21 protein-coding genes and 1 riboswitch are annotated in these 25,451 nt (G+C 35.2%); of the genes, 6 read left to right on the forward strand and 15 right to left on the reverse strand.

Features of this window, described 5'->3' with window-relative positions; translation table 11 throughout:
- Window positions 1–177 precede the first annotated feature (177 nt).
- The gene (locus FS802_RS02225) at window positions 178–798 is read right to left on the reverse strand and encodes a YdbC family protein (RefSeq protein WP_098654735.1); all 621 of its coding nucleotides are present in this window, start codon (window positions 796–798) and stop codon (window positions 178–180) included.
- A gap of 206 nt (window positions 799–1,004) precedes the next feature.
- A complete protein-coding gene (locus FS802_RS02230; RefSeq protein WP_098058109.1) occupies window positions 1,005–1,370 on the reverse strand; it encodes a hypothetical protein in 366 nt (121 codons plus the stop codon).
- 132 nt (window positions 1,371–1,502) lie between these two features.
- On the opposite strand from FS802_RS02230, the gene FS802_RS02235 reads away from it, so the two are divergent.
- From FS802_RS02235 to FS802_RS02245, 3 genes are all read left to right on the forward strand, one after another.
- Entirely contained in the window at window positions 1,503–2,078 is a 576-nt protein-coding gene (locus FS802_RS02235) for a hypothetical protein (protein WP_098654734.1), read from the forward strand.
- A gap of 208 nt (window positions 2,079–2,286) precedes the next feature.
- Window positions 2,287–2,406, forward strand: a riboswitch (glycine riboswitch).
- A 107-nt stretch (window positions 2,407–2,513) separates the two neighbouring features.
- The gene (locus FS802_RS02240) at window positions 2,514–3,881 is read left to right on the forward strand and encodes an alanine/glycine:cation symporter family protein (RefSeq protein WP_098654733.1); all 1,368 of its coding nucleotides are present in this window, start codon (window positions 2,514–2,516) and stop codon (window positions 3,879–3,881) included.
- A gap of 226 nt (window positions 3,882–4,107) precedes the next feature.
- Complete coding sequence (locus FS802_RS02245) at window positions 4,108–5,301, forward strand: S8 family peptidase (RefSeq protein ID WP_048546687.1); 1,194 nt, start codon at window positions 4,108–4,110, stop codon at window positions 5,299–5,301.
- Window positions 5,302–5,401: 100 nt separating this feature from the next.
- Here the strand turns inward: FS802_RS02245 and FS802_RS02250 are convergent, their stop codons facing one another.
- On the reverse strand, window positions 5,402–5,926 hold the full coding sequence (locus FS802_RS02250; protein WP_098091216.1) for a DinB family protein: 525 nt from the start codon (window positions 5,924–5,926) through the stop codon (window positions 5,402–5,404).
- A 14-nt stretch (window positions 5,927–5,940) separates the two neighbouring features.
- Window positions 5,941–6,708 carry a DUF3891 family protein gene (locus tag FS802_RS02255; protein WP_098720549.1) on the reverse strand — a complete coding sequence of 256 codons (768 nt, stop codon included), beginning with the start codon at window positions 6,706–6,708 and terminating at the stop codon, window positions 5,941–5,943.
- 204 nt (window positions 6,709–6,912) lie between these two features.
- On the opposite strand from FS802_RS02255, the gene FS802_RS02260 reads away from it, so the two are divergent.
- Window positions 6,913–7,185, forward strand: a complete 273-nt coding sequence (locus tag FS802_RS02260; protein WP_001043960.1) for an HU family DNA-binding protein — start codon at window positions 6,913–6,915, stop codon at window positions 7,183–7,185.
- Window positions 7,186–7,222: 37 nt separating this feature from the next.
- Here the strand turns inward: FS802_RS02260 and FS802_RS02265 are convergent, their stop codons facing one another.
- The 10 genes from FS802_RS02265 to FS802_RS02310 form a co-directional block, all read right to left on the reverse strand.
- Window positions 7,223–7,765: a cold-shock protein gene (locus FS802_RS02265; RefSeq protein WP_098098614.1), complete on the reverse strand. Its 543-nt coding sequence runs from the start codon at window positions 7,763–7,765 to the stop codon at window positions 7,223–7,225.
- Between the two features lie 35 nt (window positions 7,766–7,800).
- Entirely contained in the window at window positions 7,801–8,550 is a 750-nt protein-coding gene (sfp, locus tag FS802_RS02270; RefSeq protein WP_098654731.1) for a 4'-phosphopantetheinyl transferase Sfp, read from the reverse strand.
- Between the two features lie 62 nt (window positions 8,551–8,612).
- Entirely contained in the window at window positions 8,613–10,055 is a 1,443-nt protein-coding gene (locus FS802_RS02275; protein WP_098654730.1) for an MDR family MFS transporter, read from the reverse strand.
- A complete protein-coding gene (locus tag FS802_RS02280) occupies window positions 10,055–10,279 on the reverse strand; it encodes an MbtH family protein (protein ID WP_000184070.1) in 225 nt (74 codons plus the stop codon). The genes FS802_RS02275 and FS802_RS02280 overlap by 1 nt, the downstream gene beginning before the upstream one ends.
- Window positions 10,276–17,436, reverse strand: coding sequence for an amino acid adenylation domain-containing protein (locus tag FS802_RS02285; RefSeq protein ID WP_098654729.1), 7,161 nt, complete (start codon window positions 17,434–17,436; stop codon window positions 10,276–10,278). The genes FS802_RS02280 and FS802_RS02285 overlap by 4 nt, the downstream gene beginning before the upstream one ends.
- A gap of 33 nt (window positions 17,437–17,469) precedes the next feature.
- The gene (locus FS802_RS02290; protein ID WP_001007295.1) at window positions 17,470–18,363 is read right to left on the reverse strand and encodes an isochorismatase family protein; all 894 of its coding nucleotides are present in this window, start codon (window positions 18,361–18,363) and stop codon (window positions 17,470–17,472) included.
- Window positions 18,364–18,393: 30 nt separating this feature from the next.
- Entirely contained in the window at window positions 18,394–20,010 is a 1,617-nt protein-coding gene (locus FS802_RS02295; RefSeq protein WP_098654728.1) for a (2,3-dihydroxybenzoyl)adenylate synthase, read from the reverse strand.
- Window positions 20,011–20,022: 12 nt separating this feature from the next.
- On the reverse strand, window positions 20,023–21,222 hold the full coding sequence (gene dhbC / locus FS802_RS02300; RefSeq protein WP_001003905.1) for an isochorismate synthase DhbC: 1,200 nt from the start codon (window positions 21,220–21,222) through the stop codon (window positions 20,023–20,025).
- A 26-nt stretch (window positions 21,223–21,248) separates the two neighbouring features.
- The gene (dhbA, locus tag FS802_RS02305; protein WP_098654727.1) at window positions 21,249–22,019 is read right to left on the reverse strand and encodes a 2,3-dihydro-2,3-dihydroxybenzoate dehydrogenase; all 771 of its coding nucleotides are present in this window, start codon (window positions 22,017–22,019) and stop codon (window positions 21,249–21,251) included.
- Between the two features lie 627 nt (window positions 22,020–22,646).
- A complete protein-coding gene (locus tag FS802_RS02310; RefSeq protein WP_088107142.1) occupies window positions 22,647–23,849 on the reverse strand; it encodes an L-lactate MFS transporter in 1,203 nt (400 codons plus the stop codon).
- Between the two features lie 481 nt (window positions 23,850–24,330).
- On the opposite strand from FS802_RS02310, the gene FS802_RS02320 reads away from it, so the two are divergent.
- Window positions 24,331–24,516: a YkvS family protein gene (locus FS802_RS02320; protein ID WP_000646791.1), complete on the forward strand. Its 186-nt coding sequence runs from the start codon at window positions 24,331–24,333 to the stop codon at window positions 24,514–24,516.
- 58 nt (window positions 24,517–24,574) lie between these two features.
- On the opposite strand, the gene FS802_RS02325 is transcribed toward FS802_RS02320, so the two are convergent.
- Window positions 24,575–24,874: an ArsR/SmtB family transcription factor gene (locus tag FS802_RS02325; protein ID WP_000214798.1), complete on the reverse strand. Its 300-nt coding sequence runs from the start codon at window positions 24,872–24,874 to the stop codon at window positions 24,575–24,577.
- A 330-nt stretch (window positions 24,875–25,204) separates the two neighbouring features.
- Between FS802_RS02325 and FS802_RS30920 the strand changes: the two genes are divergently transcribed.
- Window positions 25,205–25,378, forward strand: coding sequence for a hypothetical protein (locus tag FS802_RS30920; RefSeq protein WP_001142748.1), 174 nt, complete (start codon window positions 25,205–25,207; stop codon window positions 25,376–25,378).
- The last annotated feature ends 73 nt before the right edge of the window (window positions 25,379–25,451 follow it).

Raw genomic sequence — 25,451 nt, forward strand, 5'->3', positions numbered from 1 at the left:
ATCCTTTTCTAAACAAAATTTCAAGCTCACACTGCTTCTACCGTACAATACAAAAGGGTAAGCCTTCTATTATAACTTAAATATATTAACATGAAAGGGTATATAACGTCTTCTATTAATTACTCGTTTATAAGAAAATATCTTTATTATACATTCATTTATGCACGTTTTGAACACTTAATATACAAGCCACTCTTCCTTACATACAGCTTGTTTACCTCTTATATCTTTTAAATCCTCATGAATATTAGCTAGTTTATACAGCTCTGGGAAAATCTCTTCTACATAATTTTGATGCGCCATTTCATCTTTCCAATAAGTTAACACTATGTAACGATTTTCAGTTTTTAAAGACTTCCCAACTACTCCACCTATCATCCCGTTTGCTTTTTTCATTCCTTTATTCCAAATTGTTTCTTGTTTATGTAAAAACTGCTTTTCCTGTTCCACCTTTACATCACATATAGCAACTCTGACAAATGACCCTTCTGTAACAACCTCTTTCAAAGGCATATCAGTTATATCATACAATGTTTGAAACAGTTCAATTTCACATGAAAGAAACGTATCCTCTTGATTACTATTTAAATAAATGGTATCGTGAGCACCATTCATAAATGATTGATACGCCCCCCTATCATTCCATAAAGTATAAACACACGCCTCATCTTCATTCCATCCACCAAATTGTCCGTGAAAACCATCTAGATGCTGTATATCACGCCATTTTTCTTGTGCGATTGAAAATAACTCTTTTTTCTCTTCTTCCACCTTACAGTAGATTGTTTTTAGTAACATTTTTAACTCCCCCTTAGGATATAATTTATCTTCCACTTATATTTTTTAGTTTACATAATATTTTTATAATCTCCTCATTGCTCTTTATGTGCATATAGAACTAATCATATTTATCACTATATCTATCAAACCATCTATCTGATTTTATTTCAAATAATTCTGAATCAAAAGAAAAGATGTAACCCTTAACGAATTACAACTTTATCTTACCTCCCTTCCTTATTCATCTTTTGTTCAAATAAATAATACGTAATTTCTCCCGGATAATGTACTACCGTTACCTTCCTCTCCCCTTTTTTAAAACTATTAGTATGCCCGTTTTCCCCTAAGTGCTCCCATCCACTTGCCTTTGTAATAGGTATTACACTTATATATTTATAATCCGCTTCATTATCATCGTTAATATGGATTGCTGACATTGGTACTGGAAAATCTTCCATTTTAGATTCTTTGTCCAGATATATGAGTGCAAATAAGCCAACTAATATCATAGCCATTGAAATATTTGAAACTAGCTTTTTTCTATTCGTTTTCACTAAAAACCCTCTTTTCTCACATATTACTTTCATCATTTTACTAATCTTAGTTATTTATGTATATAAAAAATATAATTAAAATCAATTACATACTATATTCTCTACCATTAATAATATTATTGTTATATATTATAATTATAAAATGTTTATTTTTGGAGGGATTACCCATTGAAGAAATTATTTTTTAATAAATGGACAATAGTTATTTCTATTTTTATTATTACCTGTACGATTTTCTACGCAACTAAAGATAAAAATAATAACGAAAAAACCACCGTAGAAACAATTGATACAAAAACTTTTAAAACTAAATTACAACCAAAAATTGATGAATTAACTACAAATTATAATGACATCATCGAAAAAGATTGGTTGCCTGCCTGGGAAGAGATTAACACGAACGGAGATTCAGTAGACAGAAATAAACTATTAGTCACAATGACTGCTATTTCCAAGCAATATGAAAAAATAATAAACGAAATAGACACTGTGAAAATAAAAGAAAATATATCGGAAGTACAAATACAAGAACAACTAATTTATTTCACAACTGAATTTAAGACTGCTTCTAAATTTATGAAAAACGCAGCAGATTTAATTATAGACGGAGCAAATAACTCTACTCCTTCCAATGAAACAATTGAAAATACTAAACATGCTTTAGGACTTGCGGACCAACATATTGTCCTCGCTTTATCTACGTTAAATGAAGTTGAAGTTAAATTAGGACTTGCAAAAAAATAAAACTGGTTACTATTTTAAAATAAAAAAAGATTGCAATTCACATTTTGTCTGTCTATAATGTTTTTATTGATTTACAATCAATGTTTTTATAAATTTTATAATTCGGATGAACCATTCAGGAGAAGGTCTATTGATCTACCGACGGGGCAAAAAGTTGCTGAATCAACTTTGAAACTCTCAGGTCTTGGTTACAAGTAGAACTGCATGGGGACGAATCTCTGGAGAGACTCCCTCTCGCTTGATATAGCGCGGAGGAAAAAGAGCACCGAAGGAGCAAATCCGCTACTATAGCGGATAATCTCTCAGGTAAAAGGACAGAGACAAGCGAAAGAAAATGCCGATTTGTATCGGTTTATTTTTCTATCCCTTGTTTCTCCAGAGACCATTTCATTTACTTGAAGTGGTTTTTATTTTTTCATAAAAAGGAGAATACAGATGGAGACAGTAAGTACAGTATTAGAACAAATCAATCACTATGTGTGGGGATTACCAACGTTGTTGCTACTTGTTGGTACTGGTATCATTCTCACAGTGCGTTTAAAAGGATTACAGTTTAGTAAACTATTATACGCTCACAAACTAGCTTTTAAAAAATCAGAAGATACATCTTCCACTGGAGATATTAGCCACTTCCAAGCACTTATGACAGCTATGGCAGCAACGATTGGTATGGGGAATATAGCTGGTGTTGCAACTGCTGTAACGATCGGTGGACCCGGTGCAATTTTTTGGATGTGGATTACTGCTTTGTTCGGTATGGCAACAAAGTATGCCGAAGCAATTCTTGCGGTGAAATACCGTGTTAGTAATGAAAATGGTGAATATTCAGGCGGACCAATGTACTATTTAGAATGTGGTTTAGGTAAGAAATGGCTTGCTGTTTTATTCGCTATATTCGGCACAACTGCTTCTTTCGGTATCGGTAATATGGTGCAATCTAACTCAGTAGCAGAGGCAATGCGAATTAATTTCTCTTTCCCCCCTGCTTTAACTGGTATATTCATGTCGTTTTTAATCGCCATTGTTATTTTAGGCGGTGTGAAAAAAATCGGGAAAGTGACAGGATACATCGTTCCTATTAAAGCTTTCTTTTATATCATTGCTGGGCTTATTATTATTTTCTATCACTACGATCAAATTCCAGAAGCATTCTCACTTATTTTTTCTGGCGCATTCAATGGGACTGCAGCTGCTGGTGGTTTTATTGGCGCAACAATTGCATCTGCAATTCAAATCGGAATGGCGCGCGGTGTATTTGCGAACGAAGCTGGTTTAGGGAGTGCCCCTATTGCCGCAGCTGCCGCAAAAACTGATTCACCTGCAAAGCAAGCTTTAGTTTCTATGACTGGTACTTTTCTAGATACGTTTATTGTATGCACCATTACAGGGCTAGTATTAATTACTACAGGTGCATGGAAATCAGGTAAAACTGGCGTTGAAGCGACGACACTTGCGTTCCAATCTGTATTTGGCACTGCTGGTAGTATGATTCTTGGTATCGCAATTATATTATTTGCCTACTCTACTATTTTAGGATGGTCGTATTACGGCGAGAAGTGCGTGGCTTATTTATTTGGAGAAGGTGCTGTTAAATATTATAAAGCAATCTTTATCGTCATGATTGCTATTGGGGCTAATTTAAAACTAGGTATCGTATGGACATTTGCTGATATTGCAAATGGACTTATGGCGATTCCAAACTTAATTGGACTTATTGGGTTAAGTGGTATTGTTGTTGCTGAAACGAATCGCTTTTTACAAGAAGAGAAATTGAAAGAAAGTCATAAAAAACAGGCAAGTTAATCTAAAAAAAAGGAATGACTCATACATAATGAGCATTCCTTTTTTCGTTTTCTAACTCAGTAAATATCATTAAAAATATATTTATATCAATCTTTCCCTTTTTTATTCCACTAAAAGTTTTTCACATAAATGACATAAATCGTATGGTCTAACTATATAGTTGAAAAGGAATGCGATATTAAAGTGTCGCCGAAAAACTCATCCGAGAAAAGGGAGGAAAAATCTTTTGAAAAACAAAATCATTGTTTTCCTATCTGTTTTATCATTCGTTATCGGTGGTTTCTTTTTTAACACAAATACTTCAAGTGCTGAAACATCATCTACTGATTACGTCCCTAACCAATTAATCGTTAAGTTCAAACAAAATGCCTCTTTAAGTAATGTTCAATCTTTTCACAAATCTGTCGGTGCTAACGTTTTATCTAAAGATGATTCGTTAGGTTTTGAAGTCGTTCAATTTTCAAAAGGTACTGTCAAAGAAAAAATAAAAAGTTATAAAAATAATCCAGATGTGGAATATGCAGAACCGAATTATTACGTTCACGCCTTTTGGACTCCGAACGACCCATTTTTTAAAAATCAATATGGATTGCAAAAAATTCAAGCTCCACAAGCTTGGGATAGTCAACGAAGTGATCCTGGTGTAAAAGTAGCTATTATTGATACAGGAGTTCAAGGTTCACATCCTGATTTAGCTTCGAAAGTAATTTACGGACATGATTATGTTGATAACGACAATACATCTGATGATGGTAATGGTCATGGTACGCATTGCGCTGGAATTACTGGAGCACTTACGAATAATAGTGTTGGAATTGCTGGTGTTGCCCCACAAACTTCAATTTATGCTGTCCGCGTATTAGATAATCAAGGGAGTGGTACTCTTGATGCTGTAGCGCAAGGGATTAGAGAAGCTGCTGATTCAGGTGCAAAAGTAATTAGTTTAAGCTTAGGCGCCCCAAATGGTGGGACTGCTTTACAACAAGCCGTTCAATATGCATGGAATAAAGGCTCTGTTATTGTTGCAGCTGCTGGAAATGCTGGAAATACAAAAGCTAATTACCCTGCTTATTACAACGAGGTGATTGCAGTTGCTTCTACAGATCAATCAGATAGAAAATCTTCATTTTCTACTTATGGTAGCTGGGTAGATGTTGCAGCACCAGGTTCAAATATATATTCCACATATAAAGGAAGCACGTATCAATCATTAAGTGGTACATCTATGGCAACACCTCATGTTGCAGGAGTCGCTGCTCTTTTAGCAAATCAAGGATATAGCAATACACAAATCCGCCAAATTATTGAGTCAACGTCTGATAAAATTAGTGGTACAGGTACGTATTGGAAAAACGGTAGAGTCAATGCATATAAAGCTATACAATACGCTAAGCAATTACAAGAAAATAAAGCCTCTTAAGAAATAATGTAAAACTTTAATCAGTCGATCTGCCATTAGTGCGGGATAAAACAGAAGGAGAGTCTTTTACAATTAAAGGCTCTCCTTCTTACAAACTATATTACTCCCCCTCCTTCTGCACCATATGTAGATACAGTACAAAATCCATCATTGTCGACGGATGACCAAGTTGACGGATCATCGCTGTTATATTTCCTCTATGATATGTCCCATGATTTACGACATGTTGTACTAACTCTAAAATTGAAGTTTCTAATTTCCCTGCATATGGATTCTCGATAACAAATACAGCATTCACGTCTTGTATTGTAATTAAGAAGTCTTTATATTGATTTGCCATGTTTTCAAACATTTTTTCTAATTCATGTAACGATTTAGTTTCGATTTGTTTTCGTAAATTTTCTCGGTCTTGTATTGCTTCATTCATACTTTTACCATGCAATATGTGTAACCACACTTGATCTGTAATATAAATATGCGTAAAAGTATCCTTAATTGATGGAAATACACTCTGTATCTGTTCATTAAAAATAGTCTCATAGCTTGGTAATTCTTTTAGTCGATTGAATAACCGTATATTAGCCCAAGCATGGTAATCCACCTGTTTTAACATGTACTCTTTCAATCTAAATCGCCTCCTTATTGTACGAAACGAATGTTTTGTTTCTCCATTTCCGATTCTCTATCAGCTTTTGCAATTCCTTTTTCTTCAATTTCACGTTTATCTATAGTTTTATAATTTACATACGTATGAAATTCCGTTTGAAATGGAAACGGTGTAATCCGAATTGTTTCCTCGTCCACCCATTCAGCTTGAATAGGTTTCTCCTCTTTACTATTAAACATTTCTGTTCCCTCAAAACCACCTTTAAATAAATCAATTTCATCTGTCTTGTCTACACCAGGTTTATTCATACATACATATAATGAAAGTTCATCACAAAACTTTAATAATTTATAATGTTTATCGAACATCGCAAACTGTTCTTTTGTTAACGTTTTCAAAATTCTTTTTTGTCGTTCCAATTCATGTTTATAAAAAGACATCATTTCTTCGTCTTCGTCATTTAATGAAAATGATAAAAAATGTTTACTACAAATTAATGCTCCGTATGGATTCGAATCTTCAATTTCATTCAAACCAATCGTATAAAAAACAAAACGCAATGAACTTGGACAATCCATAAATGTATATGGAATATTTTTAGCATCATTCAAAATTGGTACTTTATCAAGTTCTATCCATCCTCTATCATGCTCATATATTGCATCAATTGTCTCTTTTAAGTATGTTTCATCTTCAAAAAGATCTTCTTTTATATGCTTTGCAATCTCTCCAGCTAAAAAACCATGATCATGTTGACGAATTAATATACTTTCTTTCTCATTCTTTTCACGAAAAATCATTCATATATTCCCCCTCATCCTCATATTACAGCGTTTTCTATACATCAATTCTTAATTAATCCCTAATTATTAGCAGGGATTCAGTCTCTTACAACGAAATTAACATAACTATATAGTATTCTTTCTAACCATATAAATAGCTTTCTCTATACTATCCATTATACTAAAACATTCATTCTAAAAAACTTTTTATGAGGTGAAAACATGAACAAAACAGAATTAGTTAAAAACGTGGCACAATCCGCTGATATTTCTCAAAAGGAAGCTTCTGCAGCGGTACAATCCGTATTTGACACAATTGCTACTGCATTACAATCAGGCGATAAAGTTCAATTAATCGGCTTTGGAACTTTTGAAGTGCGCGAAAGATCTGCTCGTACAGGACGTAACCCGCAAACTGGCGAAGAAATTCAAATCGCTGCTGGTAAAGTTCCAGCATTTAAAGCAGGTAAAGAGTTAAAAGAAGCTGTTAAATAAACAAGAAACCAGCCATTTTATAGGCTGGTTTCTTGTTTTATTTAAGTAATTCCTTTATATTCTCAGCATGATACACTTCACAAATATAAAATATACATTTGCAGTTACTTACAATTTGATATTTTCTAGTTGGATACACATTCGCCGTAACAGAGCATCCATCAAACAATTCAATAATATTCCCAGATGGCTGATATCCTTCGTATAGTACGTTTCTTCTTACTTCCATCTTTTCTATAAGTTTTTCAACTGAAATATTTCCACTCTCTAATTCACTCTTAATTGTATTTGGTAAAAACGAAGTGTCCGCAAAAATTAGATTCTCAGATAACACTTTTCCTTTATAACTAACATTGGATACACGGTAAAGAAATGTTCCGTTTTTATCAAAGAAATTCTTTGCTTCTTTCGGGATGTACTGTCTATCAAGTACCTCTTGTTCGAGAACATCAAACTGAACTGTATCATTCAAAAGCTTTTCTAATGCATGAATAGATGATGTATCTCCAGAAAATAAAATATTTTTAATTGCTTGTACATTATAAGTGAATTCATTTGTTCTATTTTCCGCTACTAACATGAGGAACACCTCTTCTATAAGATTTTTTATTTAACTTATTTATAATTTAAAAGCGCTACTGCATCTAACTGTGTGATTTCAGTTACTTCTTTACTAAATATTGCAATTGAAGCCATATAATCTACACTAGGCCTTATATCTGCCATCATTGTATTTTCTACTAATTCTTGCCTATCCTTAAAAACTAACAAATTTGGAGGATCATTTGGAGCCGACACAGTAATATGTACTGGCGGAATCATTAGTCCTTCACCTGTCGCTTTTAGTACTGCTTCTTTTCGAGTCCAATATGTTAAAAAACCTTCTATTTTCTGTTCATTAGGTAATTTCATAACTTGTGCTATTTCAATGTCTGTTAATACGCCCTCTGCCATTTTCATAACATCTACATTTGGATTCATTTGTTCAACATCAACGCCAACAAGTGCAGACTTTGTAAATGCAACAACAACCCACTCACCCGAATGTGAAACAGATATTTGCGGCATTCCTTCTGGTAATTGTGGTCTACCATGTTGTAACTTACATACAGGGCACATTCGATCAATCGGTACTTGAACTGGCGACATAGAAAGGATCTTTCCAAGAACTAATCTACTAATTACACAACCTATTATAAATCGTGCACGATCTGCCGATTGATGATATGAATTTGCTTTCTCTCGTTCAACATCGTTTAGTAAATTGTAATGCCATGATTGTAAATCTGAAATTCTTGCCCACCATATTTGACAACTATTCTCATTAAGAGTTGGTACAGAATCTACAACTTTACTCTCTATCATGTAAACTCTCTCCTTCTTAGTACGAATATCACTTTATTCCAAAAATATTATCATGCTATAACTTATTCATTTACAGCTTCTTTCTCTTTTTGTAATACAGGTAACGGCTTTTTCTTCTTCTTTGCCATTACCTCTTTATCAGAAATACGTAAAGAAAATAGTAATGCTACGAGTAAAAATATTGCTGATCCAATTAATGCAGCTTGATATGGTAAGAAATCTGACTGAGCATTATTTTGTACACTATTATTTCCAAAACCGGCTAGTATACTAGCTAAAACTGCAACTCCTATCGCTGAACCTAATCGATTTTGCACATTAAATATAGTCGTAGCTCTCCCCATAGAAGGTGGCGTGATATTATTAAATGCCGAAAATTGAACTGCTCCAACAGACTGACCTAAGAAAATACCGATACCAAACAATAATGCCCGAATTTGCCATGGGTTCGTATCGTGATTTACAAAACTTAATAAAACAAAAATAATCGCCGTACAAATTAATCCAATAGAAATTACCTTTCGAGCTCCTAATTTCTTATATGACCATGGCACAATCTGTGACGATATCATTAACCCAATCGCCTCTGGGAATGTCGTAAGACCTGATTCCAATGCGGAAACTCCTATTACATTTTGATACATAAGCGGAAAAACAAATAACATTCCTAGTAAACCAGCGGATGAAAACAATGAAATAAGACTCATTTTTCTAAAGACTGGTTCTTCTAATAAGCGTAAATCTAACATCGGTTGCTTTACTCTAAGTTCTACAATGATAAACAATGTAATGAATACAATCCCAGCTATTCCAGTACTTATAATTTCTGAAGAACCCCAGCCTTTTGACGGCCCTTGACTAAGTGCATAGATAAGCATCGCGAATCCTGGTGCTGAAAGAATAAAACCGAGAGAATCAAAGCGACCAGCTGATTTTTCAATATGCTCTTTTAAAAATAGTAGACCGAATAGTAACGCTACGATTCCAAACGGTAAATTAATATAAAATGCCCAGCGCCAAGACATTTGATCTACAAAGAAACCGCCAATAATTGGTCCAACCGCCGGTGCGACAGCAATTGGCAAAACAATAAACCGTGAAATTTTCGGCCTTTCCTCTGGTGAGAATGTTCGGAATAACATCGCCATCCCAACTGGCGTTAAAAGCCCCCCGCCAGCACCTTGAATGATACGAAAAATATTCAATGAAGTAATATCGTTCGCTATTCCACATAATACAGACGCAGTTGTAAATACGAAAAGAGCGGTTAGAAATACCCTTTTCGTACCGAAGCGATCTCCTAACCAACCAGAAATCGGAAGGAAAACAGCTAAGCTAACTAAATACCCAACATTAACCGTCCCCATTGCAGATGGTGGCACTTGTAATTCTTTACTTATCGTTTGCAGTGCTACATTCACAATCGTTGCATCCATCGCAGCCATAAACATCGCTGTTATATATACGATACTTACAACTACTTTTTGATTTATTTTTGCCTTCATTATCGTTTTCCTACTAATATTTTTTCGCCAACTTGATTACTTTTTGGATTCAAATCTTTCCAGTTATTTTCAACATATTGTAAACAATCATTCCTACTAGCCTCTTCATGTACGACATTCCAACCAATAGGTACATCAAGAAAGACAGGCCAGAGAGAATACTGGCCCTCCTCATTTTTTAATACTTTATATGTGTAATTATCATTTTCAAATGGATTCGTCATACTGTACTTACCCCTTTCTTATTCTGCAAATATTTCGCTAACACTTGTCCAATTTCTGTAAGTGGTCCTGGTTGACATAAATCTTTATGTCTACAATCAATATCGTGTTGCACAATTTGCCCAGCTAAATAATTTAGCCACGTATTTGGAGAGATAGGATCAAACCAGTCTGGTATAATAGTAGATCTAAAGAATAAAATATCTCCGTTATAAACTTTCGGTACATATTTCCCTAACAATCCTACCGAATTTACATATGTTTCTTTCAAGTTCAAAATAGTCTCCTCTTCCAGACTTGCTAATGCACTTCCATCTTTACGAAGTATTTCTACTGCACTTTCCATCGTAAGTGGTTTACCATCCATGTTATCTGGATCGTATCCGCCTAAAGCAAGTAATGCGATTAACGCTTCTTCTTCAGTAGGTGCTTCCGTATTCGGTAAGAAGTGACCTGGGTAAGAATCTAGCATAACGAGTAATTCTACTTCTTCCCCTTCACTTTGTAGTTGCGCCGCCATTGCATGAACAACATTTCCTCCGAGCGACCAACCGAGTAACCGATATGGTCCGTGAGGCTGTACTTCACGAACGTGTTTTAAATAATCCGCTGCCATCTCCTCTAAACTTCTTGGAAGTTCTTCATTTTTAGCGATACCACGTGCTTGGACACCGTAGATTGGATAATCTGTTCCTAAAGATTTCATAAGTCCTGCATAACACCAACTTAATCCACCTGCTGGGTGTACACAAAATAATGGTAATTGGTCTCCGCTTGCTCGTAATGGAAGCAACACATCAAGTGCACTTTGTCCATTTCCCACCTCAAGTCTTTCAGCAAGACCCGCAACAGTAGGTGCTGCAAATAAAGTTCCGATATTTAGTTCAACCCCAAGTGCTTCTTTAATACGACTCATAAGCTGCACTGCAAGAAGTGAATGGCCACCTAGATCAAAGAATCCGTCATCAATTCCAATTTGCGGCACACTTAAAACTTCTGTAAACAAGTCACATAACATTTCTTCTTGCGGTGTTCTTGGTCCACGACTAGAAGATGATGCGATAAATTCTGGAGCCGGCAATGCCTTTCTATCTAATTTACCGTTTGGAGTTAAAGGCAACTCATTTACTACTACAAAAGCGTATGGAACCATGTAATCTGGTAAACTACCTCCAGCATACTTACGCATTTCATTCGTATCAATCATTTCATTATTTGATGCGACGATATAAGAAACTAACCGTTTATCCCCTGGTTGATCTTCCCGTACAATAACGGCTACTTGCTCAACTTTAGGGTGTTTCATTATGACCGCTTCTATTTCCCCTAATTCAATTCGGAATCCACGAATTTTTATTTGATGATCTGCACGTCCTATATAATCTAGCGTCCCATCTTGACGCCAACGTGCTAAGTCTCCAGTACGATACATTCTTGTACCTGGCTTACCAAATGGATCTGCAATAAAACGTTCTGCAGTTAAGCCTGCTCTTCCTAAATATCCACGAGCAAGCCCTGCACCTGCAACATACATTTCTCCAACTACTCCAGGCGGCACCGGTTGTAAATAGTTGTCTAACACATACACTTTAAGATCAGGTATACTACACCCAATTAAACTGTTTGCTCGTAAAGAGACGATTGTTTCATCTAATTCAATATAACTAACATGTACTGTCGTCTCCGTAATACCGTACATATTAATAAGCTTCGGTGCGTTATGAGGATGTCGACTATACCAATCTTCTAATCGACTTAGTTCAAGTGCTTCTCCGCCAAAAACAACATATCGTAAAGATAATGTTTGGCCAATCTCTTCATTTTCACGATCTGCTTGCATCAATTGATAGAACGCTGATGGAGTTTGGTTTAAAACAGTTACCTTTTCTTTAACAAGAAGTTGTAAAAATTCTTTCGGCGAGCGACTTACAGTATGTGGTACTACGACTAGACGTCCTCCATATAATAAAGGTCCCCAAATTTCCCAAACCGAGAAATCAAAAGCGTATGAATGGAACATCGTCCAAACATCGTCTGCGTCAAATTGGAACCAATGATCAGTTGCCCCTAAAAGTCTTACTACATTTTGATGAGGTATCATAACGCCTTTCGGTCTACCAGTTGAGCCTGACGTATAAATAACGTAAGCAATATGTGAAGGAGTTAACGGCTTCACACGCTCCATTTCATCAATATTGTCTTCACTATATTTCTCAATTTCTTCTATTACCTTCACATCATCAACTAAAATTTTCAATTCCTCATCACATTCAATTTCCACATCTGAATTTGTTAAAACACATGATGGTTTCGCATCGTGGAGCATAAATGAAATACGATCTGACGGATAATCCGGATCTAATGGAAGATAACCTGCTCCCGCTTTCAGAACAGCTAGTAAGCTTACAACCATATTTAAAGATCTCGGCATTGCTAAAGCAACGAGTTGATCAGGACCAACTCCTTTTGCTATTAGCAATCGAGCTATTTTATTCGCTTTTTTATTCAACTCTTCATAAGTTAACTTTTCATCTTCAAAGACGACAGCAATAGAATTTGGATTTATATGAGCCTGCTTTTCAAATAATTGTGATAATGTTATTTCTGGTACAATTTGAAAACCACCATTCCACTTTTCTAGCACTGTATTTCTCTCTGCTACTGTTAAAATTTCTAATGTGCCAATTGATTGATCCGGATGTTTCGCTGCATCATCCAATAACAGAATGAATCGTTCTACTAATTGTTGAACCGTTTCACGTTTATACAAATCGGTACTAAACTCTAGTAACCCGTGTAAGCCGTCTGGCGTACCATGAACTCCGTTACTCTCGCTAATTTCAAATGTTAGATCAAATTTCGCAGAGCCAACACTTTGGATTTCAAGGTTCGCTTCTATATCCGGAGCATCAAATGTTGCTTCTGGCGTATTTTGGAAAGCTAACATAACTTGAAACAGCGGATGACTATTTCGAGTACGTACTGGGTTTAACACTTCAACGAGTCGCTCAAATGGAACATCTTGATTTTCATAAGCTGCAAGATTTGATTGCTTCACTCTATTCAATAATTCTTTAAAACTTGGATCTCCTGATGTATTTGTACGTAACACTAATGTATTTACAAATAAACCGACTATGTCAGAGAGTGCATCATCGTTTCTTCCAGCAATCGGACTACCGATTGGTATATCAGTACCTGCACCTAATCTTGTAAATAGCGCACTAAGTCCTGCTTGCAACACCATAAACAAACTAACTCCGTTTTTCCGTGCAAGCTCTACTAACCTACTATGCATACCCGCATCTATTTGAAAATGAATTGTTTCTCCGCGATAACTCGTTTCAATTGGTCGCTGGTAATCTGTAGGTAACTCCAGCTGATCTGGTAAACCTTCTAGCTCTTTCTTCCAAAACTCTAATTGTGTTGAAATAAGACTCTCTTCTGTAGTTTCATCACCAAGCAACTGTTGTTGCCAAAGTGCATAATCTGCGTATTGAACTGGAAGTGTCTCTAACTGAACTCTGTTACCTTGACATCGTGCTTTATATGCCGCTGTAAAATCTCTCGTTAACGGTTGTAATGACCAGCCATCCCCTACAATATGGTGCAATAGAATTAGTAATACATGTTCGTTTTCATTCACTGTAAATAGTTGCAGACGAACTGCTGGTTCAACATCAAGGTTAAAACTATATCTTACCGCCTCTGCAAGCACACTTTCTAATTCATCTTTACATGTTTTTGTTATTATCATCTCTAGATTTAAATTTTCCATATCTAAAATTTTCTGATAGGAACTACCTAATACGTTAGGGAAAATCGTTCTAAGCGTTTCATGTTTCTCAACTACATCATAAAAGGCACCTTGCAATGATTCCTCGTTCAACTTTCCAGAAATACGAATGACTAATGGAATATTATAAGTAGGACTTGGACCTTCTAAACAATTTAAAAACCATAACCTGCGCTGTGCAAATGAAGGTGGAACTTCATTTGGTCTACTTACTTTCTTAATAGCTGGTCTTGCAGTTTTTGCTTGATCCAATTGTTTCGCAAGTTCAGCAACAGTTGGCGATTCAAATAGTTTTCCAATTCCTAATTCAACACTTAACGTTTCACGGATTCTTGCCATTAGACGAGATGCAAGAAGCGAATGGCCACCCATTTCAAAGAAATTATCATCAATGCTAATGCGAGAAACACCAAGTACTTCTGCAAATAAATCACATAATATTTCTTCTTTCGGATTTCTAGCAACTCTCTCCTTGTTCATTTCATTAAAATCAGGAGCAGGTAATTTCTTTCTATCAACCTTACCATTTGGCGTTAATGGTAATTCTTCTAGCACAACAAATGCCGATGGCACCATATAATTCGCTAAACTTTCTGAAACATAAGAACGAATTTCTGAAAGGTTAATCCCTTCACTCCCTTCGGCAACGATATACGCAATGATTCGTTTATCATTTGGGCGATCTTCTCGTACCATTACTACCGCTTGTTGAATATATTCATGTCGTTGTAATACCATTTCAATTTCAGCTAATTCAATTCGGAAACCACGAATTTTAATTTGATGATCTGCGCGGCTCATGTACTCTAACACACCATCGTTACGCCATTTCACAAGATCACCTGTGCGGTACATGCGCTTCCCTGGTTTTCCATAAGGATCTGCAACAAACCGTTCAGCCGTTAACTCTGATTTTCCTAAATATCCGTTCGCAAGCCCTTCCCCTGCAATATATAATTCACCAATTACTCCAGGTGGTACTGGTTGTAAACCTGCATCTAATACATACACGTCTGTACTCCAAATTGGCTTTCCAATAGGAGGTATACCACTTTCCCTTTCATCGATGTTCATGAAAGTAGACCAAATAGTCGTTTCAGTTGGTCCATATAAATTTGTAATAGAGCAACCTAATTCTTTTAATGTATTTACTAAATGGGCCGGAAGCGCTTCACCACCAACGAGCACATTTAGCCCTTGTAGCCTCTCTGGATATTCAGTTACTAACGCCTGCCATAACGTCGGTGTAGCTTGCATAATTGTTACTCTTTCTTCATGTAACAGTGCCGTTAACGCCGAAGGTTCTTGAATTACCTCTTTTTGTACAATCGTTAAACTTGCACCACTAATAAGAGGCAAATAAATTTCTAGTGCAGAAATATCAAAAGCAAACGTTGTAACTGCTACTAAATGATCGTTTTCATTTAGTGAAAACATATCGTCCATAGCCAATAAAAAGTTACTTAAAGCTTTCATAGGAACAATTACACCTTTTGGATTTCCGGTTGAGCCTGACGTATAAATTGTATACGCAGGCTTTAAAAGTGATTCTTCATTTCTAAATGGTAGGTTCCTATGAGAATATGCTTTTAATGCTAGTTCTGTTTCTTCTCGATCTAATTCGATTTTTTTTATATCATTTTCTATAACTAAAGTAGATGAAACAGATGAATGTGTGATGATATAAATTGGTTTTGCATCATTTACTATATAATTTATTCGCTCGGCTGGATATTCTGGATCTATCGGTAAATACGCTGCACCAGCCTTTAAAACTGCTAGCATACTAACTACCATCTCTATTGACCTTGGAAATACTAAAGCTACAAAATGATTTGGCCCTATTCCTTCTTCTACTAAATAGTGCGCTAGTTCATTCGCCCGTTCATTTAGCTCTTTATACGTAAGGTCTACTCCGTTACACGTAACCGCTATTTTATTTGGATTTTTTTGTACTTGTTTTTCAAATAATAAAGGTAGAGTGATTAGATCCTCAGCTTCCTTAGTTTCATTCCATTCGAATAAAACTTTATGATTCTCTTCTGGAAGAGTAATGTTTATATTTCCAATCGACACGTCTTTTTCATAGTCATTTATCACTAATTCTAATACATTCATAAATCTCTCTTTATGCAATGCTAGTTCCGAATCACTATATACCTCCGGGTTCGCATCAAAATGAATCATTAACTCATTTTCATCGAAACGTTTATAAACATTTATCGATAAATCATCGACAGGTCCTGCTGATAAATTATGTGTAATACCACGATTCCCAGCAAAATTAAGCCCATAATCAAAAGGCATCACATTCACTAACGGCCCGAATAACCTTTGATTTTCACCTAGTAACTTTAAGTCTCTTCTTAATTCCTCATGACGGTATTTATGATGACGACGTACTTCTCGAATCTCTTTAGAAACTTGCTGTAATAATTCCGCAAGAGTTATATTTGGAGTTACTGTAATACGAAGTGGTACTAAATTCATTACCATGCTCGGTGTATAAATAGATGCAGAACCGAGACGCCCCATCATTGGTAAACCTAAAACAATATCATTTGCACCTGTTAATTTATGCATATAAATACTTGTTACAGCGACAATAAATTCCGGCCAATTTGTTAACGAAACATTGATATCTTCTAGTAAAGTTTTCGTGCTAGAACTGGATAAATAAGCTGTTTCTCGTAAAAATCCATTTGATGTTCTCGGCGCTCGTTCTGCTAAACTTATGACATCTGGTTCATCTGCAAACTTTTCTAACCAAAAAGTACGATCTTCCTGAAATTGTTTAGACTCACGATACTCCATATCTTCTTGTACAACTTTTGCAAGAGAACCAAATGGCTTTTCATTCTTTCTTATTTCTTCTATAAGTGATGTATACTCTTTCGCTACCTTTTGGCTAAGAAGTGAAAATCCATAGCCATCCATCACAATGTGATGGATGCGCTGATACCAAAAGAAACGATTATTTTCAACTTGAATAAGTGCTTCAGTAAATAATTTATCTGTTTTCAAATCGACTGGCATATATAAATCATTTTTCATCCATATTTTAGCAGCCTCTTCAGGATCTTCTTCTTTACGAACGTCAATAAAATGCATATGAAAATTTGACGATTTCTCAATAACTTGCCACGGGCCAATTTCATCCTCTTCGAAACGAACATGTAGTACTTCTGCTTCTGTTACAACTTTACGTACTGCTAATTCGAAAATTTCTTGATTAATATTTCCGTTTATTTCAACATATTCCCCAGTATTATAAATCGGATTTAGCGGATCTAATTGCTGTGCAAACCACATACCAGTCTGCGCAGATGATAACGAATGACGAACCTTTTGACTATTAGGCATTCTTTACTACCCCTTTATTATGTAGTCTATTTGTTACAGCACCTGTGCTGTCTGTGAAGATAGTAAACTGTACCAATCGGAAACAGTTGGACGTTCTGCTAAATCTGCAAAAGTTATTTCTTTCCCTTCGCGACGCCACTTCTCTACTAAACTCATAATTCTGACCGAATCAAGTCCTCTATTTAGTAAGTCCTCATCAATATCAATACTCTCTACTGGCTCACGAAGTAGTTGTGCAACTAGTTCATGCACTTCCTGTATAGTGATTCCTTCACTCTCATCACTTTTTACACTTTGTAAATCTTTTAACAGTAAGTTTGTTGATGTCGTTACTGCACATCTATTAGATGCATACTCCAATGCTTGTTTATGATGGTCTAGTGAAAAATCAGCAACTGCATCTGCTACAAAAAATGGCTCTATACCATCCATAAATGCTTCGCAAGCTGTTAAAAGGCAGCCGATATGCGCATAAATACCGCAAATAATAAGTTGATCTCTTCCCTGTTCATTTAAAATTCCTAATAGATTTGTCTTTTTAAATGCACTATATCTCCATTTTGTTAAGAATATATCATCCTCATCAGGAGTAAGTTCACCGACAATTTTCTTTTTATCTGGTCCAGCAGGAATACCGTCCCCCCAAAAATCTTGTAATAACCCTCGTTGTTCTAACGTTTGTCCACCTGGTTGTGCTGTATAAACAACTGGTATACCAAGTTCCTTACATTTTTCTCTTATCACCTTAATATTTGAAATAAGTTCTACTTTTGGTGATTCTTTATCGCTATATGCATCAAGAAAATATTCTTGCATGTCATGGATTAGAAGAACCGCACGTTTCGGATCTGGTGTCCAGTTCACTTTATTTTTTGGTAGTTCTGATTCAACTGGCATTTTGTATACTGAAATAGATGGGATAGCCATCTAATCACTTCCTTCCAATTTTTATATTTTTTATTGTTTTACCGTAATAAGTTTTTCAGTAATGACTTTACGTAACTCTTTTTTGCTTACCTTTCCAACACCTGTTTGCGGGAATGATTCAATAAATTCAATTCGATCTGGAATCTTATAAGCTGCTATACCGCGTTCTCTTAAAAACATTTTTAATTCGCTTACTGTTGGAGCTTGTCCTCGAGCTATAACAAAGGCACAAGTACGTTCTCCTAAATAATCATCAGGCATTGATACAATGGCTACATCATGTACTGCATCGTGTGCTAATAGATGATTTTCAACTTCTTCCGCAGCAACTTTCTCACCACCACGGTTAATTTGATCTTTATCCCTACCTTCTACAATGATGTAACCTTGTTCATTTACTTTTACAAGATCACCTGTGCGATAAAATCCATCCTTTGTAAATGATCGTGCATTATGCTCTTCTGCTTTATAATAGCCACGAATTGTATATGGCCCTCTTGTTAACAAACTACCTACTTCACCAGGTTTCACATCGTTATCATTTTCATCAACGACCCTTACTTCATCGAATGTAGACATCGGTCTCCCTTGTGTATGAATGATGATTTCTTCCGGATCATTTAATCTCGTGTAATTTACTAACCCTTCTGCCATACCGAACACTTGCTGTAACGTACATCCAAATGTAGGGTGTATACGCTTTGCAACCTCAGCGCTAAACTTAGCACCACCTACTTGAATCACTTCTAAGCTCGATAAATCGTTATTACGAGAAGAAGCTGCATCAAGCCAAATTATTGCTAATGGTGGAACTAGAGCAGTAATCGTAACTTTTTCTTTTTCTATAAGAGCAAATGCCTCATCTGGGCTACCACCAGTTGCTAACACTACTTTTCCACCCGCATAGAAAGTTCCAAATGTCCCTGGAGAACTCATCGGGTAATTGTGCGCTACTGGAAGAACTGCCATATAGACGCTATCCGTATTCAAATTACAAATTTCAGCGCTAACACGTAAACTATAAATATAGTCATCGTGTGTTCTAGGAATTAATTTAGAAAGTCCTGTTGTCCCTCCTGATAATTGGAGAAACGCAACATCACTTGGCTGAACTTCTGGTAATGGAACGGGATCTATATACAGATCACTTATGTTCACAAACTCTTCTTCTTCTCCCACTACAATTACATGTTGTAAAGTTGGTACTTTCTCTTTCACTTCTCTTGCTAGTTTTCGATAATCAAAGCCGAGAGCCTTATCTGAAATAACGTAAGCACTCGCCTCACCAAACTCACAAAAATAACTAATTTCACTGCTTCGATGTGAAGGTAGTGCAAAAACAGGAAGTGCTCCAATTCGAAATAGCGCAAAGCATATTTCGAAAAACTCGATAATGTTGGGTAACTGTATTACAACTCGATCCTCTTGCTTTATTCCTAAATTCAGTAAACCTGAAGCTAAGCGATCTACTTTTTTATCAAGCTCACTATACGTCATATGCATATTACCACTTACAACTGCAATTTCATCTCCATACTTTTCAGCACGTTCTCTTAACAACGAACCAAATGTTTCTCCAAGCCAACATCCTTCTTCTCGATAACGATTTGCAAATTCTTCTGGCCATTCCGTGAAACCTGATAACATTATTTCTTCCCCCTATTTTTCATTCAGCGAATTATCTCTTAATCCTAAAGCCTTCAGCATTGTTTGGAACTTAGCTGATGTTTCTGCTAACTCATCTTCTGGTTTTGACTCAGCAACAACTCCTGCTCCTGCATATAATCGAAGTGTATTTTCTTGCACTTCAGCACAGCGAATTGTAACAATCCATTCACCATCTCCATTTAAATCGCTCCATCCTAGCATTCCTGTAAAGAATTCACGATCAAATGGCTCAATTTTTTGAATCGCCTCTCTCGCTTCTTCCATCGGCGTTCCGCAAACTGCTGGCGTAGGATGAAGAGCAATTGCTAATTCCAAAGAAGTAGTATTCGGATCCTTTAGTTCACCTTTCACTTCAGTAGACAAATGCCACATCGCTTCACTATGAATAACGGATGGTTTTTCCGGAACATGTAATGTATGACAGTATGGACGAAGCGCAGCAGCAACCGCTTCAACTACTACCGCATGTTCATGTAAATCTTTTGGTGAAGAAAGTAATTCCTCTGCTCTTCTCTTATCTTCCACTGGATCATCACTACGTGGTCTTGAACCAGCTAATGGATTAGAAATAACTTGCATACCATTACGTGAAACGAGTAATTCAGGACTTGCTCCAATTAATGTTTTATTACACTCGTTTTCATCTTCCGGTAAATTCACAGCAAATGTATAACCGTGCTTATTATGCTCTGCCAATTCGCGAAGTAGTTTTTGTTTATCAATCTTCTCTGAAGATTTAACATCTAACGATCTAGATAGAACGATTTTCTTTAAATCTCCGTCCTGAATTTTTTCAATCCCTTGCTTCACACCATTCATATAAACTTCAGGAGCTGGAACCGGTGTCATTTCAAATGTCAGTTTCTCATTTCGTTTTATCTCATTTGTTTTCTCTAACTGTAAACGCTCAGTAATTCTACTATGTTCTGGTACGATAAGTTGAACTTCTTTTCTACGATCAAAAGGCAAAGCACCAACAACGATAGGATTCGGATTTCCAGCTTGTTTTGCATTACTTAATACCGCTTGTACAAGTTCTGTAAAACTTTCAATTTCATGATGTTTTACTTTAGTAAACTCTCCTTCTGTCAATATCGTTCGAGTTGGTGAAGCAAAAAAGAACGAAGATTCAGTTTTATAATCTTCTAATAATTTTTCCGACAGTTCCTTTACGGCTATAAGTTCATTCATAGTATTAAAACCTCCTGAATTTTTTATTAAACTCCTAATGTAGCTCCGCCATCGACACATAAATTGTGCATTGTAATATGACTCGCTTTATCAGAGGCTAAAAACAATACTGCTTCAGCAATTTCTGAAGGTTGTGCAATTTTTTGTAACGGAATACCGATTCTATATGTATTTTGAGAACCAGCAATTATATTTTCAGCTCCATTCTCATCAGCCCATAATAATCTTTGCATTTCAGTTTCAGTAGAACCTGGAGAAACTAAGTTACAGCGAATATTGTATGCTGCAAGTTCTAACCCTAAACATTTCATAAACATCGTCGTTGCAGCTTTTGATGCAGCATACGCAGCCATCTCCATTCTCGGAGTATTTGCCGCATTTGAGCCAACTGTAACAATTGCCCCTGACTTTCTTTGCATCATATATTTACTTACTGCTCGGCACATATAGAAAACTCCTGTAGAATTTACAGAGAATGTTTTATTCCAATCTTCATCACTTAAAGAGTGAATCGCTCCCATACGTAAAACCCCTGCAACATTTACTAATATATCTATCGGTGCTATATCATTTTCAATCCGTTCTACTGCTTCTTCAACAGCGGCACTATCACTCACATCTAAACGAAAGGTTTTCACACGTGTTTCATTTAAGAGTACGTTTAACCCCTCTTCAGTTTGATCAGCCCCAATAACTGTAGCTCCTCTTTCTAAAAACATGTTTGCTACAACACTACCTATACCTTGCGCTGCACCAGTTACTAAAACCGTTTTCCCATCAAATTCCCCTATGTTCATTTCCTCTATCCTTTCATTTGAAAATTAATCTAATTAAACAAATAATGATAATGATTATCATTATTGATGTAAAAAATAATACACTTACTAAACTAATTGGTCAAGTGTACTTTTCATCAAAATATTATTCATTGATAATGTTTTTCATTTAATATTCTTACACCGAAATGATAATCTTTCTCAATAAACTTGTCAACCTATTTTTATTTTTCAGATAAAATAATTTAATGATTCTCAACACAATTACATCTAAAAGCATTAATAAGTACTTACATTACACATTTAATTCATACTCCTCTTTTTAAACTTGTAGAAGACTAACTGTAGATACCTTCCTTTACAAAGCCTTATCAAAAAACCAAGTATATATTTTCTCAACATTTTTCTGAAAATATATCTTGCAATTACTGATGTATGTCTTGTTTATAATTTAAGATTTAATACGTATTTCGAATATGATGTATCATTTTTTGATATTCCAATATAATCCAAATAGGCATTTCACTCACTTTTTTGTCTCAAAAAATCCCAAATGTTATATAACCTCGTTACAATCATTCATAAAAAAAGCACCCTATTTAATAGGATGCTTTTTCGTATTTATAGTGTGATAAAAGATTTATATACTTATGCTACGCTGCGATACTCTTCTTCTTGTTCTTTTTTCTGCTTAGGTGCTTGAATTAAAATTGCGATAACAAATGATACGACACATAATACACCGATCACCATGAAGGTTGGTTTGAATCCACCTAGAAGTGCACCGATAAAGGAACCTGCAAGTGCTCCAAATCCAAATCCTTGATACACAATCCCGTAGTTCTTACTATGGTTTTTCATACCGTAGAAATCACCAACGATAGCTGGGAAAATAGTGATATTTCCACCAAAGCAAAACGCTACGCTTGCTACACATACGAAGTAGATACCATAATTTAAATCTACGAAACTTAAAACCAAGACTGAAGCTGCCATAACAACAAATGTACCAGTAACGATTTTTAAACGGCCGATTTTATCTGATAACGGTCCTAAAATAATACGACCTAATGTATTGAAGATTGCAACCATAGCCACCGCATTAGCTGCTGTCGCTGCGCTAAGCCCTACAAGTTGAACACCAATGTCTTTTACCATACCAATTAAGTATAAGCCACTCATACATGATGTAAATAACATAATAAATAATAAGTATACTTGTTTTGTGCCTAACATTTCTTTCGTTGTATATTCCTGAGTTTTTGTTTCATGAACTGCTCCTTGATCTGCAGCTTGATGGATTAAACAAGCACCAAGGACAATCATAGCTGTAACAATTAAACCCCAGTATATAAACGCTTGTGATACACCAACTGATTCAATTAACTGTGCGTTAACGTATTTAAAGATTAAGCTACCCGAACCATATGCAGAGACAGAAATACCAGCAATTAAACCTTTACGCTTTGGAAACCACTTTATTAAATTGGATAATGAAGTGATATATGCTGTACCATCTGCATAACCTACAACAACCCCTGCTAGTACATAAAGCAATATTAATGAGGAAGCTTGTGAACTAAGTATTAATCCTAGTCCTAATGCTAGTCCAGCTATCATAATAAGTTTACGCAGTCCCCATTTTTCTTGCAATTTACTCGCAAATAAAGTTGAAAATGCTAAGGAAAGACTAGTAATTGAGAAAGTTATAGCAACAGCGTTTAGGCTCCAACCGTATTTACTAACTAAAGGCTGATTGAATAAACTCCATGTATATATCGTCCCAAGTCCCATTTGTACTATGACTGTGCCAAGGACAACAAGCCATGGATTAACTTTTGATTTTTTCATATCATTCCGCCTCCTCTTTCTATTTCAATGCTATTAGCTAAATTTTCTTTTTTTATGTTCATATTGGTCACCTCATTTGATTTAACACCTTCATTGTATAAGATGTCCCCGCTTATGTAAGCACTTACAAGATAGAGCGTCAAAAATATGGAATCAGTTACAGAAAACGAAGGTCGAAATACAAAAAACGAATTATTAAATACGTAAGTAGCTATTATAATGTTTTGCATCAATACGACTTACAGCTGTTTTATCATCTCTCTTTATAAAAATTATGTCTCAAGTTATACGATACCTATATTGCGATATTCCGATTTACCTATACAAACAAAAAAAACTATTTTCACACTACGATGCACTTTATTTTTTATAAAATAAAAAATATTTTATTGATAAATAAAACTAAATATTCACTAATATATCTATACGTGGTTTAATATATATAATAAAAAAATATTTCTGTCTTTAATGAGGAGGTACTATGAAAGCAAACGTAGGGGATACTATACTTTTTCAACGAAATAATTTAAAGATTACAGGATCTGTATTAAAACTTTATACTGAATCGGTCTTAGTTGAAATTACAAATGTAAGCGGTGGTACTTTTGAATTTGATCGAACGATTGTAAATCATAAAAACTATAAAATTTTAAATACGAATACATAAAACAACAAAAAATAGCCCCTGCTCACCAGCAGCGGCTATTTTATATGAAAATACTTCATTAGTTTATATATCCTAAAACACTTACAATCTTACTCGCTTTTAAATTATTAATATGATAATAAATTTCTAAGCCCCTTCTCTCAGCTCGTAACACTTTACCTTTCATTTTTGATAAATGTTGCGAAACAGTCGATTGTGGAATATTTAGTAATTCTGTTAATTGCGTTACATTACATGTTTTTCTCGTACTTAATTCATTTACAATTTGTAATCGGATTGGGTGAGCCATAATTTTTAAAATATCTACATCTTCTTCTGAAACTAAACTTTTTCTCATTTCACTCGTATATGTTGTCATAAGACATTCCCCTTTTATATGAATTTCTCTTATTTAGATCTATTTCCAAAATATTTAAAACTCCGACAAGAAACCTTTATATAAAAATAATAGAATTTTAAATTTTTAAAAACAGAACGAAATACAATTCACTTTATTTATTTGGTACATATACATAATACAATGTTAATATGTGCTCTATGTGAAGTTAGCATATATTTATAATGAAGATTTTTCAAACAATTCACATCTAACTATATACTTCCTCATAATACTATCCAGTGATTTTAACATATTTTAGGCGTTTGTATATACTATCTACAAAATAAATGTTGTTTAGGGGGATTTCAAATGCCAACAATGTTACAAGAAGAAGTTGAAGAAGCGCGCGAAACATATGTCAGTCGTATCATATTGGTCGGTGGATCAGCTTTATTTTTAGTAGGTGGTGTTATCTCGGCAATTTCGGCCTTTAAAACATATAATCGCTTGGAAAATACACCGCCTTCTACAGATAACTCTTAGGTGAATTATTTAATTCTGAATAACAAACAAATGCCGTCTCTAAAAAGAGACGGCATTTGTTTGTTCATAAGTT

The organism is Bacillus sp. DE0042 (assembly GCF_007680225.1).
Taxonomy (GTDB): domain Bacteria; phylum Bacillota; class Bacilli; order Bacillales; family Bacillaceae_G; genus Bacillus_A; species Bacillus_A wiedmannii.

Bases quoted from the DNA above. Each gene is read 5' to 3' on its own strand.
- FS802_RS02225 (WP_098654735.1), bottom strand. From the start codon at position 798: ATGTTACTAAAAACAATCTACTGTAAGGTGGAAGAAGAGAAAAAAGAG.
- FS802_RS02230 (WP_098058109.1), bottom strand. From the start codon at position 1,370: ATGATGAAAGTAATATGTGAGAAAAGAGGGTTTTTAGTGAAAACGAAT.
- FS802_RS02240 (WP_098654733.1), top strand. From the start codon at position 2,514: ATGGAGACAGTAAGTACAGTATTAGAACAAATCAATCACTATGTGTGG.
- FS802_RS02255 (WP_098720549.1), bottom strand. From the start codon at position 6,708: ATGATTTTTCGTGAAAAGAATGAGAAAGAAAGTATATTAATTCGTCAA.
- FS802_RS02260 (WP_001043960.1), top strand. From the start codon at position 6,913: ATGAACAAAACAGAATTAGTTAAAAACGTGGCACAATCCGCTGATATT.
- FS802_RS02265 (WP_098098614.1), bottom strand. From the start codon at position 7,765: ATGTTAGTAGCGGAAAATAGAACAAATGAATTCACTTATAATGTACAA.
- sfp (WP_098654731.1), bottom strand. From the start codon at position 8,550: ATGATAGAGAGTAAAGTTGTAGATTCTGTACCAACTCTTAATGAGAAT.
- FS802_RS02275 (WP_098654730.1), bottom strand. From the start codon at position 10,055: ATGAAGGCAAAAATAAATCAAAAAGTAGTTGTAAGTATCGTATATATA.
- FS802_RS02280 (WP_000184070.1), bottom strand. From the start codon at position 10,279: ATGACGAATCCATTTGAAAATGATAATTACACATATAAAGTATTAAAA.
- FS802_RS02285 (WP_098654729.1), bottom strand. From the start codon at position 17,436: ATGCCTAATAGTCAAAAGGTTCGTCATTCGTTATCATCTGCGCAGACT.
- FS802_RS02290 (WP_001007295.1), bottom strand. From the start codon at position 18,363: ATGGCTATCCCATCTATTTCAGTATACAAAATGCCAGTTGAATCAGAA.
- FS802_RS02295 (WP_098654728.1), bottom strand. From the start codon at position 20,010: ATGTTATCAGGTTTCACGGAATGGCCAGAAGAATTTGCAAATCGTTAT.
- dhbC (WP_001003905.1), bottom strand. From the start codon at position 21,222: ATGAATGAACTTATAGCCGTAAAGGAACTGTCGGAAAAATTATTAGAA.
- dhbA (WP_098654727.1), bottom strand. From the start codon at position 22,019: ATGAACATAGGGGAATTTGATGGGAAAACGGTTTTAGTAACTGGTGCA.
- FS802_RS02310 (WP_088107142.1), bottom strand. From the start codon at position 23,849: ATGAAAAAATCAAAAGTTAATCCATGGCTTGTTGTCCTTGGCACAGTC.
- FS802_RS02320 (WP_000646791.1), top strand. From the start codon at position 24,331: ATGAAAGCAAACGTAGGGGATACTATACTTTTTCAACGAAATAATTTA.
- FS802_RS02325 (WP_000214798.1), bottom strand. From the start codon at position 24,874: ATGACAACATATACGAGTGAAATGAGAAAAAGTTTAGTTTCAGAAGAA.
- FS802_RS30920 (WP_001142748.1), top strand. From the start codon at position 25,205: ATGCCAACAATGTTACAAGAAGAAGTTGAAGAAGCGCGCGAAACATAT.